The organism is Pseudoalteromonas sp. 23_GOM-1509m (genome assembly GCF_000518425.1).
GTDB classification, from domain to species: domain Bacteria; phylum Pseudomonadota; class Gammaproteobacteria; order Enterobacterales; family Alteromonadaceae; genus Pseudoalteromonas; species Pseudoalteromonas tetraodonis.
The window spans coordinates 78,838-92,791 of sequence record NZ_JADO01000009.1 but is presented as its reverse complement, the minus strand read 5'-3'; the positions used below and the strand labels follow the sequence as shown (position 1 = coordinate 92,791).

The 13,954-nt window shown below is 40.5% G+C and carries 13 protein-coding genes; 6 read left to right on the top strand and 7 right to left on the bottom strand.

Going from position 1 to position 13,954, the window contains the following annotated elements; genetic code table 11:
- The first annotated feature begins 59 nt into the window (after nt 1-59).
- Nucleotides 60-644 carry a thymidine kinase gene (locus N523_RS0102285; RefSeq protein ID WP_028834147.1) on the top strand — a complete coding sequence of 195 codons (585 nt, stop codon included), beginning with the start codon at nt 60-62 and terminating at the stop codon, nt 642-644.
- On the opposite strand, the gene ltaE is transcribed toward N523_RS0102285, so the two are convergent.
- Both ltaE and rlmF read right to left on the bottom strand, forming a co-directional pair.
- Nucleotides 627-1,631 (bottom strand): low-specificity L-threonine aldolase, encoded by a 1,005-nt coding sequence (ltaE, locus tag N523_RS0102280; protein WP_028834146.1) that lies wholly within the window; start codon nt 1,629-1,631, stop codon nt 627-629. The genes N523_RS0102285 and ltaE overlap by 18 nt on opposite strands.
- 18 nt (nt 1,632-1,649) lie before the next feature.
- Nucleotides 1,650-2,582, bottom strand: a complete 933-nt coding sequence (rlmF, locus tag N523_RS0102275) for a 23S rRNA (adenine(1618)-N(6))-methyltransferase RlmF (protein ID WP_028834145.1) — start codon at nt 2,580-2,582, stop codon at nt 1,650-1,652.
- 129 nt (nt 2,583-2,711) lie between these two features.
- On the opposite strand from rlmF, the gene N523_RS0102270 reads away from it, so the two are divergent.
- Nucleotides 2,712-3,620 carry an alpha/beta fold hydrolase gene (locus N523_RS0102270; protein ID WP_028834144.1) on the top strand — a complete coding sequence of 303 codons (909 nt, stop codon included), beginning with the start codon at nt 2,712-2,714 and terminating at the stop codon, nt 3,618-3,620.
- Here N523_RS0102270 and N523_RS0102265 read toward each other — a convergent pair.
- From N523_RS0102265 to N523_RS19245, 3 genes are all read right to left on the bottom strand, one after another.
- The gene (locus N523_RS0102265; protein ID WP_028834143.1) at nt 3,589-5,031 is read right to left on the bottom strand and encodes a tetratricopeptide repeat-containing sulfotransferase family protein; all 1,443 of its coding nucleotides are present in this window, start codon (nt 5,029-5,031) and stop codon (nt 3,589-3,591) included. The two genes, N523_RS0102270 and N523_RS0102265, sit on opposite strands and share 32 nt — an antisense overlap.
- Nucleotides 5,032-5,175: 144 nt before the next feature.
- The gene (locus tag N523_RS0102260; protein WP_028834142.1) at nt 5,176-7,746 is read right to left on the bottom strand and encodes a TonB-dependent receptor plug domain-containing protein; all 2,571 of its coding nucleotides are present in this window, start codon (nt 7,744-7,746) and stop codon (nt 5,176-5,178) included.
- A gap of 332 nt (nt 7,747-8,078) precedes the next feature.
- Nucleotides 8,079-8,237, bottom strand: a complete 159-nt coding sequence (locus N523_RS19245; protein ID WP_076921669.1) for an oxidoreductase-like domain-containing protein — start codon at nt 8,235-8,237, stop codon at nt 8,079-8,081.
- Between the two features lie 104 nt (nt 8,238-8,341).
- Between N523_RS19245 and N523_RS0102255 the strand changes: the two genes are divergently transcribed.
- The gene (locus N523_RS0102255) at nt 8,342-8,764 is read left to right on the top strand and encodes a hypothetical protein (protein WP_013463120.1); all 423 of its coding nucleotides are present in this window, start codon (nt 8,342-8,344) and stop codon (nt 8,762-8,764) included.
- An 83-nt stretch (nt 8,765-8,847) separates the two neighbouring features.
- Entirely contained in the window at nt 8,848-10,209 is a 1,362-nt protein-coding gene (locus N523_RS0102250; RefSeq protein ID WP_013463121.1) for a leucyl aminopeptidase family protein, read from the top strand.
- A gap of 39 nt (nt 10,210-10,248) precedes the next feature.
- On the opposite strand, the gene gloA2 is transcribed toward N523_RS0102250, so the two are convergent.
- Together gloA2 and N523_RS0102240 are read right to left on the bottom strand one after the other, a co-directional pair.
- A complete protein-coding gene (gene gloA2, locus N523_RS0102245) occupies nt 10,249-10,635 on the bottom strand; it encodes an SMU1112c/YaeR family gloxylase I-like metalloprotein (RefSeq protein ID WP_008464296.1) in 387 nt (128 codons plus the stop codon).
- An 82-nt stretch (nt 10,636-10,717) separates the two neighbouring features.
- A complete protein-coding gene (locus N523_RS0102240; RefSeq protein ID WP_028834141.1) occupies nt 10,718-11,797 on the bottom strand; it encodes a ketoacyl-ACP synthase III in 1,080 nt (359 codons plus the stop codon).
- Nucleotides 11,798-12,177: 380 nt separating this feature from the next.
- Between N523_RS0102240 and N523_RS0102235 the strand changes: the two genes are divergently transcribed.
- Nucleotides 12,178-13,416, top strand: coding sequence for a sensor histidine kinase (locus tag N523_RS0102235; RefSeq protein ID WP_028834140.1), 1,239 nt, complete (start codon nt 12,178-12,180; stop codon nt 13,414-13,416).
- Nucleotides 13,413-13,937, top strand: coding sequence for a response regulator transcription factor (locus N523_RS0102230; protein ID WP_028834139.1), 525 nt, complete (start codon nt 13,413-13,415; stop codon nt 13,935-13,937). Before N523_RS0102235 ends, N523_RS0102230 begins: the two co-directional genes overlap by 4 nt.
- The last annotated feature ends 17 nt before the right edge of the window (nt 13,938-13,954 follow it).

Genomic DNA, 13,954 nt, shown 5'->3' with positions numbered 1-13,954 from the left:
ATTTGTATTCTGAGCACTTTAAGGTAGCATAAGCGCACTTTTTATTTGAAGGCACGACAATGGCGCAACTATACTTTTACTACTCTGCAATGAATGCAGGTAAATCAACCACCTTACTACAATCTGCATTCAATTATAAAGAACGTGGTATGGAGCCGGTGATCCTCACGGCGGCTATCGATGATAGAGCCGGAGTAGGTAAAGTATCCTCACGTATTGGCTTGCAAGCAGATGCGCATATTTATGATGCAGATATAGATGTTTTTGCGCTGATTCAAGTTCTTAATGCAGATAAAAAACGCCATTGTGTGCTGGTGGATGAATGTCAGTTTTTATCAAAAGACCAAGTTATGCAGTTAACCGATGTGGTTGATGAGTTAGGAATACCCGTATTGTGTTACGGATTGCGCAACGACTTTAGAGGGGAGCTGTTTATAGGGTCACAGTATTTACTTGCTTGGGCTGATAAGCTAATTGAGCTTAAAACGGTGTGTCATTGTGGGCGTAAAGCAAATCACGTATTACGTACCGATGAAAATGGTGAGGCTATTGCCGATGGTAAGCAAGTAGAAATTGGCGGCAACGACCGTTATGAGTCGGTGTGCCGCAAGCATTACAAAGCGTCGTTAAATATGGGCCGTTAAGGCTTTAATAAAGGTATCTATATCCGCTTTAGTAATATCTAAATGGGTTACTAGCCTAAGTTGCTTACTTGGGCTAAACACAATGCCTTGTGCTTTTAAATCGGCTGCTAGCTTTGTGATGTTTATGCTGTTATCAAACGTAGCGTAAACCATATTTGTGGTATTACTCATATTTACTTCAAAGCCTGAAATTTCACTTAACTGCTGTGCTAAATAACGCGCATTAGCGTGATCATCGACTAAACGTTGAGTGTTATTTTCTAACGCATATTGCCCCGCAGCAGCTAACATACCCGCTTGGCGCATACCGCCGCCAAGCACTTTACGCCAGCGTCTTGCTTTAGCGATTAACTGCTCAGAACCTAATAATAATGAGCCAACTGGCGCACCTAAGCCTTTCGATAAACAAATAGAGACTGAATCAAAATGTTTGGTGATTTCTTTAATATCAAGGTTAAGCTCGGCTGCGGCATTAAATGCTCGCGCGCCATCTAAATGCAGTGCTAAGTTATGTTGATCAACAAATTCACGTGCTTTAATTAAATAATCAATACCCAGTACTTTGCCACCTATGGTGTTTTCAAGGCTCAGTAATCGCGTTTTCGCAAAGTGGCTATCATCGGGTTTTATTGCAGCAGCAATTTTAGTAAAACATAGGCTACCATCGGCTTCATTTTCAATAGGTTGTGGTTGAATAGAGCCTAAAACGGCAGCGCCACCGCCTTCAAACTTGTAGTTATGAGCACTTTGCCCACAAATATACTCATCACCTCGCTCACAATGCGCCATTAATGCCAATAAGTTTGTTTGCGTGCCGGAGCTACAAAACAATACATCGGCCACATTAAAGCGCAATCTAGCATAGGCTTCCAATTGGTTAACGCTTTCATCATCGCCGTATACATCATCGCCAACCGGGGCATGATACATAATATCTCGCATTTTATTGCAAGGCTTGGTCACTGTGTCTGAGCGAAAATCTATCATGAGTGGTCCTTATGGTTGTTATATGAATTCTTCACAAATTTGTTCACGGGTCGTTTTATCAAAATAACTCCACGCAATAAAGCGACTGACTTTTTGCCCCTGTGCCATTTCAACGATTTTATAGTCGCAAATAGGAAGCTGTTTTAGCTGTGTTTGTAAAGCAGCAAGGGTCTCTTTTTTAGAAACCAACGAGGTGAACCAGATCACTTGCTCACTGTACTGAGCGCTTTCTTTGATCATGTTAGAAATAAAGGCCAGTTCGCCGCCTTCACACCACAGCTCATTACTTTGTCCGCCAAAATTAAGTGCTTGCGAAGGCGCTTTGCCTAAGTTTTTCCATTTACGTTCACTGCCTTTATTGGCTTCTTCTGCACTGGCGTGAAATGGCGGGTTACACATCGTTAGGTGATATAAGTCTTTCGCAGTAATCACTCCTTTAAAAATATGCTCGGGATTTTTTTGCTGCTTAAGGGTTATTTTTAAATCGTTAAACTGAGCGAGTTGTTTGGCTATTTTTATTGCTGCTAAATCGATGTCGCTACCGGTAAAATGCCACTGGTACTCGCTACTGCCTGTTAGTGGGTAAACTAAGTTAGCGCCAGTGCCTATATCAAGCACTTTAATTTGTCGGCCAGTGGGAATAACCTGCTGATTATCTTCGCTGAGTAAGTCAGCTAAGTAATGAATATAATCTACTCTACCTGGAATAGGTGGACATAAGTTGTGCTCAGGAATGTCCCAAAAGTTAATGTTGTAATGACTTTTTAATAGCGCCTGATTTAAGGTTTTTACAGCTAAGTTATTACTAAAATCAATACTTTGATTGCCTGCTGGCGTCGTAATTAAAAAAGCAGTTAACGAAGGGGTTTGCGAGGTAAGCAAATTAAAATCGTAACCATTTTTGTGTTGATTGCGCGGATGTAATTTAGAACGAGTTGATTTTGCTTTCATGAGGCTTTTTTAACAACAGGAATAAAAGCCAATAGTAACAAATACAGACAGAAAAAGTGCATAATTTTCCCTTTGGCTTACCAGACATTACTGGTAGGATGAGTTGTTAGCAATTATAAGGAATTCGCTTTGGCAGTTACTCAACAATCTGTTTTTATTAAATTAGATGACCATCAAACACTGCATTTGCGCCGTATCGCCAATCAACAGCCGAGCGGCCCTGTGGTGTTATTAATTCATGGTGCGGTAGAAAATGGCAAAATATTTTACACTCATAGCAATAAAGGGTTAGCGCCTTTTTTAGCTGAACACGGGTATTGTTGTTATGTCGCTGATTTACGCGGGCGTGGTGAAAGTAAACCTGCTATTTGTAAGCAAGCACGGTATGGACAAACTGAGGCGATTGTTGAAGATATTCCGGCATTTATTGAAAAAATTGAACAGTTAGAGAGTAAAAAACCTGGCTTTTTAGTTGCTCATTCTTGGGGTGGGGTGTTGCTTAATAGCGTGTTTGCTCGCTATCCTGAGCTGATAAACGATGTAAAAGCGTGTGCCTATTTTGGTTCAAAGCGTTCGCTATTTAATAACCACCCTAAAAAGTTATTTCAGGCCAATTTAATTTGGTATTTTATGGCGCCAATATTAGCGAAAAAACACGGTTATTTACCAGCAAAACGCTTAAAGTGGGGCAGTGATGATGAAACTCAAAAGTCGCATTATCAAAGTATGCAGTGGGCTAAGAAAAATCCGTGGATAGACAGTGATGATGGCTTTGATTACGCTAAAACATTAGCAAATCTCACGCTTCCTCCAACGTTACATATTGCGGCAGTAAAAGATAAAGCATTGGCACAGCCTATCGATATTCAAAAGTTTATTGATGAGTCAGGTACTGGGGTGCAAAAAATGCAAATATATGGCCGCCGCTTTGGGCACAAAGTAGATTACGACCATATTAATATGCTTACCCATCCACAGGCACGCCAAGAACAATTTATAGATGTGCTTAATTGGTTTGAGGCAACGAGAGCAAACTAAGTAAAGGGGCTTCATAACGCTGCCATTTATCAAGGCTTTTGTTATTTACAGGTTGCCTGATGGCATGTTTACTGAGCGTTGTAACGGCGCTTTTATTTTTGTAAAAGTCTAAACAAGTCTGTTCAAATTCACAGCCAGTAAAACTCAATAGTGTGGTTAATTGATCTTTAGGGTTTTCAATTAACTGCTCATAACTTAAATTATAAATAGCTAAGCGGTTAAATTGCTGCCAATGGCTCATCAGTTTTTCATAAAGCTGATGGTACAAAGTAAATTCATTTAAATCACAAAAATAGGGTTCGTTTTCAGCAAAGTAATTAGTAAACACTGAAAATGCGGTTGCATGAAAGTTGCGACTCAGATTAATAAACTTAGCATCTGGGAATAAAATATAAATTAACCCTAAGTTTTGGTAGTTGCTAGGCAGTTTATTGATCACAAATGCGCAATTGCTCCCAGAAGAACTTAAGGTATCTAAATATATAGCTCTGGCTTGGTTAATTAAAGGCGTTGTTAGCTTAGTTAAGCATTGAGGGTAGCGTAACCCTGTTTTATGCTCTAAAAAAGCGACTACCTTATTACTAATACTGGTGTCTTCTCCAAGCGTTGCCCATTGACTGTGTCCTGCTAACATCTGCTCCAGTAAGGTTGAGCCGCTTCGTGGCATACCAATAATAAACACGGGCGTAACAGGATACTGCTTATTTAGGTTTGCTAAATTGAGCACACTTTCATTGTTATATTCAATAAGTTGATCATAAAACCCAATTAAATCTTCAGTATTAAATTCACTGAGTTTGTGTTGTTGCTGATTGGCAATCACAAAATAGTTAAATGCTTGATCAGTATCGTCTAACTTGTCGTAACTTTTAGCTAAAGCATAGTAGCAGACCATTTTTAAGCGTAGGTTATTTGTTTGCGTTAAAAAGTGGTGTAACTGATCGATGTAATTATTTGCTTTATTAAAGCGCCCTAATTGTACCAATTCAAATAAAACATAAGCCGTAACTGGTGCTACTCCAAGCTTTAATGCTTCCTCAAACGTGGCATGCGCTTTATCAAGCTCGCCAAAGGTTAAATAGTGCTGGGCTAAATAATAATGAGTGTCTGGGTTGTCTGCGGCAATACTGGTTGCGTATTCGAGTACTTTTTGCGCATCTTCAGGAGAGTTGACCGCATTAAATGCATCACTTAGTGCATACAAAGGTTCTAATGCATAAGGGAGATGCTGACACGCTCGTTGTAGTATATAAACAGCGGCATCAAATTGTTCTAAACGCAGTGCTACTTTACCTAAGCCAAACAGGGCGTCACCATTATCAGGCTCTGCTTGTAATAGCATTTTGTAATGAAACTCAGCTTCTCTGAGCTTGTTTTGTGATAATAACTGGTCCGCTTTTTTTAGTAGCATAATACAACTAATATTCTTTTTAATTACTATAACCCCAAAGTCACAAAAAATGCGAGTGTAAAAGTCATTTTAAATGGGTTTATAAAGGGCAATAAAAAGGCGAAATGCATTACACATTTCGCCTTTGATTATCATTAACACATGTTAGAAAGTATAGGTTGCTTTAGCGTAGTAAAAGCCACCATTAATTCCGTATGGAGATGTTTCGTAGTACTTACCACCCCAGTTGTTATTTGGTGCCACTGTGAAATCAAGTTTCTCTGCTTCTTGATCCAGTAAGTTTTGTGCACCCAATGAGAAGCTAATTGAGTCATTCATGAAGTAGGTTACTTCTACATCTAACGTGACTGCTGCGTCAGCCATTTTAGCTGTTTCATCATAATCTACGTGAACGCCTTGGTATTCGCCAAAGTAGTTAAGGCGAGAAAATGCTGAAAAGCTTTCCCATTGTTGTGCCCAGCTCAGTGTTGCACGGTGATTAGGTAAGTCATTTTCAAGACGACTTACTTTAAATGCACCAGTTATATTACTTGAGCGTGTTACTTCTGTTTCATTCCAGTTGTACGCTAAGCTAAATGTAGAGCTACCACTGAACAATTCAGCTGAGTAGTTAGCAACTAAATCAACACCTTGTGTAGTGGTGTCAAAGTCATTAGTAAAGAAACTAACTTGCGCAAGGTTTTGTACGTTAGGTACGCCCGCAGCTTCAAGCGTGTCTTTATCTGCTTGGCTAAGTTCAATTTTATCTGATTGGCTAATACGGTCATCTACTTGGATGTTGTAGTAATCAACCGTTAAGAATAAATCGCCAATAGTATACACCGCACCAAAGGTATAGCTTTGTGATTCTTCAGGCTCAAGTTCAGTACCACCTAGTTGGATAGCAATTGGGTTTGTAGGTGGTAACAATGCCGAATCTACTAGTACACCACTGCTTAAGTTAGTTTGTACGTTACTAACATTCGCTTGGCCAACGGTAGGCGCACGGAAACCGGTGCTGATAGAGCCACGAATATTTAGATCTTCAGTCAAGTGGTATTGACCCATTAACTTATAGTTAGTGGTTGAACCAAAGGTATCGTAATCTTCGTAGCGAAGCGCTAAGCCCATTAAGAACTCTTCAGTAAATGGCGCTTCAATATCAATATAAGCTGCATAGTTACGACGGTCATATTCGCCTGCATCTGATGGTTTAAATCCAGGGAAACCGTTAGAACCTATACCAAAACCTTGATCAGTTAATGGACCTGCAATAAACGAAGCCTCATCACCTGCCACTACGGTAAAGGTTTCTTCATGCCACTCTAAACCACCGGCAATGTTTACATCGTAAGCTAAATCAAAGTCAAACCCTTTTGAAATATCAAAATTAAAGTTTTTCTCTAATTGTTCATATTTACCTGGGCTAAAATCACGCGGGCTATCTGGACCCAGTGAAGCATTGATTGTGTCGTATATAAAGTAGCGAGATTCGTTATACCCTACCGTACCACTTAGATCATAATAAGCGCCTTCTAAAAAGCCGCCAGTAAACTCACCTTTAGTACCGATAGTAAGTGACGTATCTGTAATATTACCACCAAAGTTTGGTGTAAAACCGCCCGGAAGCATTTCGTTAAATGCGAAACAATCAGGGTTATTTGCTACACCATTAATGTAGTCAGGGTTATCAAGAACGTTGTCATCAATCATAATGGTTGGACAGTTACCGCTCATATCACCGGTTAAATCACCAACAAGCAGTGTTTCGCCACCATCGTTTGAGTATGCACCAGGGCGAGTATGCGGGTTACGGTAATAAAAACCACCACGTACATCACGCTCAGAATAGTTACCAAACATATAAAATTGTGAGTCATTAGTTAGCTCTAAACCAACATTACCAAAGATAGAGATGTCGTCATCTACCTCTGGTGCACCCCATACTTGAGTGATCGGAGCAATGTCTGGTACTCCAGCCTTGATAAGTTGAGTTGCATCGTAGCGTTGAACTGAACGGCTGGTCGCATCGGCTGTTTTGTACTGAAAGCTTAAATTTGCAAAACCGCTATCGGTAAACGGTAAACCCACATTACCTGAAATTTGGGTTGTATCACCGTCGCCCTCGTAATATTGGCCTTTACGAACTTCAAATGACCCGCCTTCTGAGGCATCTTTAAGTTGGAAATTTAAAACCCCAGCAATCGCATCAGAACCATATTGTGCAGCGGCACCATCACGAAGTACTTCTACTTGTTTCAGTGCAATACTTGGAATTACTGAAATATCAGCACCTTGCGCACCATCGTTAATACCACCACCTAAAAAGGCGATAACTGAAGCACGGTGACGACGTTTACCGTTAAGTAAAATTAGTGTGCTATCTGAAGGTAGTCCGCGTAAGTTTGCAGGGCGCACTAATGAAGCAGCATCACTGATTGGCATTGAGTGTACGTTTAAAGAAGGAATAGCCCCTTTTAATAGCTCTAGCATATCAGTGTTACCTGATTTACTTAGCTCTTCACCACCAATAATATCGATAGGTACAGGAGAGTCACCAATAGAACGAGGCGCAGAGCGCGTACCTACTACGGCAATTTTTTCTACATTTTTGTTAACTTTAACTTCGGTTTGCTCTTCTTGAGCAATTGCTGAACCAGAAACAAATAAGCCTGCGGCTGTTGTTGCTAGAGCAAATTTGATGGCCTGTTGAAGCGCATTGCTTTTTAATTTCATTCTAAATATCCCCAGTTAGAATTGATTTGTATAGTCTATTTAATGACTTTATTGTGGACGGTTCACATTCAATGGGGAGCAGATATTGCTAACTCACTCCTAAAAGCTTAATAAACTAAGCGCACCTCCTGTGAGTCCTCGAAATAGACTATAGATAAAAAAACTAAAGAGGGCAATGGGTAATTAACCACTATTTAACAAGTTGAAACAAATGATTTATCTAAAAATAACGCAGAGTTAATCATAAGTAGGGCAGGGAAAAGGTGTAAAAGCAGGCATTGATACATAGTTATTAATTAAATAAGCTATTTTAGCTACTTTCTATTATTGAATTAAACTGACTTGCTATTGATATTTTCACCATGATGTTTTTTCCACTGTGCAAGTTTTTCTTTGTACTCATCCCATACACATGGACAGCAACTACCGCCGCCGCAGCACTCATCAGATTTTGGCCTTTCGGGTTTAGTGTTGGGTATGTTTTTTTGCATGTTTTTAATTAAAACTGAGGAAAATGAACTTTAAGAATAAATGATTGAATAAAGCGTGTAAATTATTCTTTGTGAACTGAAAGCGCTGTGTGAGAATACAGGCTATGCGATTATATAAAGTTATCCATCGTGCACCTTGGCGGGTTGCTAAAATAAGTAAAAAGCGACAACAACTACGCTTTCGTCGTGCTATGGTCGCGCTTAAAATTGCGCTTGCCCAAGAAAGGCAAGAAACCAAAGAAATGCTAATAATTTATAGGCGTTATACCCAAGGGCAAACAAATAAAGCAGAACTAAAACGCGCCAACGAACAGTTTGTTGATATATTAAAAGGACTAGGGCTAGGCGTTTTTGCGTTATTACCGTTTGCACCATTAACTATTCCACTGGTTGTTAAACTAGGTCAGTTAGTAGGTGTTGATGTATTGCCGAGTTCTTTTAGTATGAATAAGCCGATTAAAGAAATTGATCAAGAAATTGCTCAACAAAACCAAGAGCAAGACTCAACGCCCTCAAAGAAGAAGTAAGCTAGCAGAACATAATTAGCTATACCTTTTAATAGTGCTTATTGTTATGCTAAGGCATCATTTTCTATTATGTGAGTCATTTAATGAGTGCTTTACTTCGTCATACCTCTTCAGGAATTCCTCTATCATTTATCGTTAAAAACGAACTAACCGATTGGCTTACGCAGCAACCGAGTTTTGTACAGCGCTGGCTAGCAAACACAGATTTTGAAAAATCAGGACTCGCACTAGTACCAAACCCAGAAACGGGTGAACTAAGTCAGGTATTTTGTGTAATGCAAAGCACTGATGATTTTTGGGCCGCTGGCGAGCTTGCCAGTAAATTACCTGCGGGTTGTTATCAAATTCAAGGTGATGAGTCTTTAGTTGCTCAACTTGCTTTAGGCTTTGTCTTAGGTGGTTATGAGTTTAGTGAGTACAAGCAAAAAGCCACAGCAAAAGCTCAGCTTGGCATTGCTGATAAAACATTATATGAACAAGTAAAACAACAAGCGGACGCCATTAATTTAGCACGCGATTTAGTTAATACCCCAGCTGCTGATATGATGCCGCAGCATTTATCGCAGGTAATGAGTGACCTAGCAGATACATTCGACGGTGAATTTTCGCAGTGGATAGGTGATGAGTTATTAGAGCAAAATTACCCAACTATTCACATGGTAGGGCGCGCGAGTGAAAATAAACCACGATTACTTGACTTGAAATGGGGGGCAGTCGATGCGCCACAAATTACGTTAGTCGGTAAAGGCGTGTGTTTTGATTCCGGTGGACTGGATTTAAAACCTAGTTCAGGCATGCGCAACATGAAAAAAGACATGGGTGGGGCCGCGCATGTTATTGCCCTGGCTCAGCTAATTATGGCCGCTAACTTACCAATACGCCTTCGTGTTTTAGTGCCTGCGGTTGAAAATGCTGTTTCGCGTAATGCATTTCGCCCTGGCGATGTAGTAAAAACCCGTAAAGGTATTATGGTCGAAATAGACAATACCGATGCAGAAGGGCGACTAGTGCTGTGTGATGCACTAAGCGAAGCACAAAACGATGATCCTGAATTAATCATTGATTTTGCTACACTAACTGGTGCGTGCCGTATTGCGTTAGGTACGGAGTTACCGGGGTTTTTCTCAACGGATCGCGCTGTAGCAAATGCCATTATGGACTCGGGAATGCAAGTTAACGACCCTGTTTGGCAATTGCCGTTATTCGAACAATACAAACCATTTTTGAAAAGCGATGTGGCTGATATGGCTAACTGTGCAAGTACGCCATTTGGTGGCGCAATAACCGCTGCGCTTTATTTGAAAGAGTTTATAGAGCCAAATACACCATGGGTTCACTTTGACGTAATGGCATGGAATTTACGTGCATTACCCGGGCGTCCAGCTGGTGGTGAAGCACTGGGTATTCGTGCAGTATTTACTTACCTACAAAATCGATTTAACTAACCTGAACTTGGATTAAGGTTTACCTTGAGTTATTTGATGTTAAAGTGCATATAACTCAAGGGGTAAGCCATCTGGATCGGCAAAAAAGGTGAATTTTTTGCCGGTTATTTCATCTTCTCTAATATTTTCGACGATGACATTGTGTGACTCTAAATAATGTTTAGCAGTATTAATACACCCAACTTTAAATGCTAAATGTCTAAGTCCTTGTGCTTCGGGGTAGCTTGGTCTACTTGGCGCATCATTAAACGAAAATAATTCTAACTGACTACCATCAGGTAAAGCTAAATCGAGTTTGTAAGACTGACGCTGTGCACGATAATGCTCATTAATAATCGTGAGTTTTAATATTTCACTATAAAAATGTTTAGAGCGTGGGTAGTTGCTACAAATGATGGCTACATGATGAATGCCTAGTAGTTGCATATATTTTCCTTAAAAAGCAAAAAGCGCACTAAAAGCAGTGCGCTGTTTATCAATACATGTGCATGGTCATATATATTAGCTTTTAGCTAGGCTCTGCGTCTTTACACGCTTTTACAGCCGGTGCAACAAGCTCTAAACCCGTTTTATCACACGGTGGAAGCTCAGCATCACTAATAGCAATAGGCGTTACTCGCTCGCCCCATTTTATATAGCTTGCCGCCCAAGTAAGGCCAGCCCCAAATGCCGCCGACATAATGTTTGCATGCGGTTTAATTAAGCCTTGCTCAACGGCTTCGCACAATGCAATTGCAATGGTGGCAGCAGAGGTGTTGCCATATTCACCAATATTGACCATTACTTTTTCGTCATCCACTTTTAAGCGATTTTGAATAGCTTGAATAATGCGTAGATTGGCTTGATGCGGAACTAGTACATCGATATCGTCTAACTTAAGATTGGCTTGTTCAAGCACGTCGTCACAGGCTTCACTCATGCCTTTAACGGCACGTTTAAATATTTCACGGCCTTCAAATAAAAGGTCTGATGGACCAATTGGCTCATATTTATTTAAATCACTGCCAAAATTAGTAATGTGTAAAATATCACGATCTTCGCTGTCACAACCGGTTTTAGTCCCTAATAAGCCTGCAGGTGTTTCTGCTGCTTCAAGCACAACGGCACCGGCACCATCACCAAATAATACTGCGCTGTCGCGTCGTGCCCAGTTTACATACCACGTCATGCGCTCAGCCGCGATAACGACAGCTTTTTTGATCATGCCAGCTTGAATTTGCGCTGTTGCAGCTTGTAAAGCATATAAGAAACCAGAACATGCAGCGTTAGTATCCATGGCTGCAGCGCCTGTGGCACCAATATTTTTTTGTACTAATGAGGCGGTGTTTGCAACTACTGTTGAGGGGGTGCACGTTGCTAAAATAACTAAATCGATATCTTTTGCATCTACGCCAGCACAAGCAATGGCATGTTTTGCAGCCACACTAGCAAGTTCAGCAGTACTTACATGGCTAACTCTTCGTGCCTTGATACCTGTGCGTGTGGTGATCCACTCATCGGTTGTATCTACAATTTCACTTATTTCGTCGTTGCTGATGCTTGCTGGTGGAATGCATTTACCCCAACCAGTGATATGTGCGTAAGGCATAGTGTGTTCTCTTAAAAGTGGTATGACGTGTTCGTCTAATGAGGACGTTATATCAAAAATTAGCTGTTAACACTAGTTTATAGCATGGTTTGCTTAGTAATTACTGCTATTTTACGGACTATTTGCTGCATTTTTGTTTAAAGGTAAGTGGCTTGTTTTTATTGTGTTAATTAAATGCTTTTAATGATTTTGCGTGTTTTACACTATAGCTCATAGGCTTTCTAAGCTTAATAGAATACGAATACTTTGTTGACCATATATGCTTGAGTGCGGCTGAGTGAGCAGCTAATATGGGGCGCATATTATGAAATCATTATTATAAAAAGCGTTATTTATAATGGATAACAAAGCAATGTATATTCAGTCAGGTGAATCTTATTGTGTTAATTAAAACCGATCCTGCTATTAGCCGGTTATTAATGCTACGCAGTGACGCCATTGCTGTGCAGCTTATTGCGGTGTTAAGCGTTTATTTTTTATTAGAGCATCAAATTGCGCTCATGCCGTTGCTAGCCGTTATTACGCTTGAGGCGGTTTTTCAGTTAGCAAGTATCTTTGCTTATAGAAATGTTAGCCAAGCAAAGCCTGTTGGCATGCTGATGCAACTGACCGCTGACGTACTTTTTTTAACTATTTTGTTGTCTTTAAGTGGCGGTGCAACTAACGCATTTGTGTCGTTATTATTGTTACCTATTATGATAGCGGCAATTACATTGAGCGCTCGTGGGCTTGCCTATATTGCTGTGCTGGCTATCGCTGCCTACAGCATGCTACTGATTAAAATGCCAGAGCATAGCATGCACCAAATGAACATGAGTGGCCACTTTATTGGTATGTGGGTTAATTTTGTTATCAGTGCCTGCGTGATTGCGTTGGTTATTGGTGCAATGAACCGTGCTTTACAACAACGTGAGCGCACTATTGCCAAAGTTAGAGAGAAACAGTTGCGTAGTGAACAACTGGTTACTCTCGATGGCGCAGCGGCGCAAATTACTCATCAATTAGCAACGCCTATTGCTAATTTACAATTATTGTTTGAAGAGCTTGTAGAAGAGTATCCCAACAATGAAATTATTCAGCAAATGCAATCACCCTTGCTGCAATGCCGCACTCAGCTTAATGATTTTAGAAAGCTCTCTATGCAGCTACGAGATAAAAACACGCAAACACCTATAAAAGCAGAGCAGCTGCAAAATCAAATTCATGATACGTTGCTATTACAATACCCTAATCAACAAATAAACTGGCTTAATGAGGCGCCTAAAGCCACATTAAAAAGTGATGCCATGCTGCTACCTGCTATTTTAAACTTATTACAAAATGCAGCGCTTGCTAACGAAAAAAAAGGCCAAATGCAATTAGAGTTGAGTTGGCAACAGCCAGATGCGCAAAGTATTGCGTTAATTATTCGGGATTTTGGCTCTGGTTTTTTATCCTCAGAGTTAGCGGAGTTAGGCGGGCAGCTCATGCCCAGCGAGCAAGGCATGGGAATAGCGGTTATGCTATCAAATGTCACGTTTGAGCGTTTAAATGGTTCGTTAACTGTTTATAATCACCCCGATGGTGGGGCGGTGGCCAAGATACAAATGCCACTATTAATAACCGAGTCGGCGCTATGAAGCTGCTAATTATTGAAGATGACATTAACCTTGCTACCACTTTGGCAAGGCGCTTAACAAAACACAGCTTTAACTGTGAGGTTGCACATAACCAAACAGAGGCTTTACTTAGGGCTCGCCAGCAGCAACCTGATTGTATTTTATTAGATATGAAGTTAGAAGATGAAAATGGGCTGGCGCTTATTGCACCGCTGCGACACTTGTTACCCAAGGCGCATATTGTATTGCTTACCGGCTTTGCAAGTATAGCTACAGCCGTAGAGGCGATGCGCTTGGGCGCTAATGACTATTTAACTAAGCCTGTCGATATGGCAAGCTTATTAAAAGCGCTAAAAGTAGAGCCGGTATCGACAGTAACCGAAATTCCTGAAGAGGTTATGTCACCCGAGCGTTTAGAGTGGGAGCATATTCAACATGTATTACACAGTAACAACGGTAATGTATCAATGACTGCAAGGCAGCTTAATATGCATAGACGCACTTTGCAGCGCAAGCTACAAAAAAAACCTGTGCAGCAATAAGCCCTCACTTGAGCAAG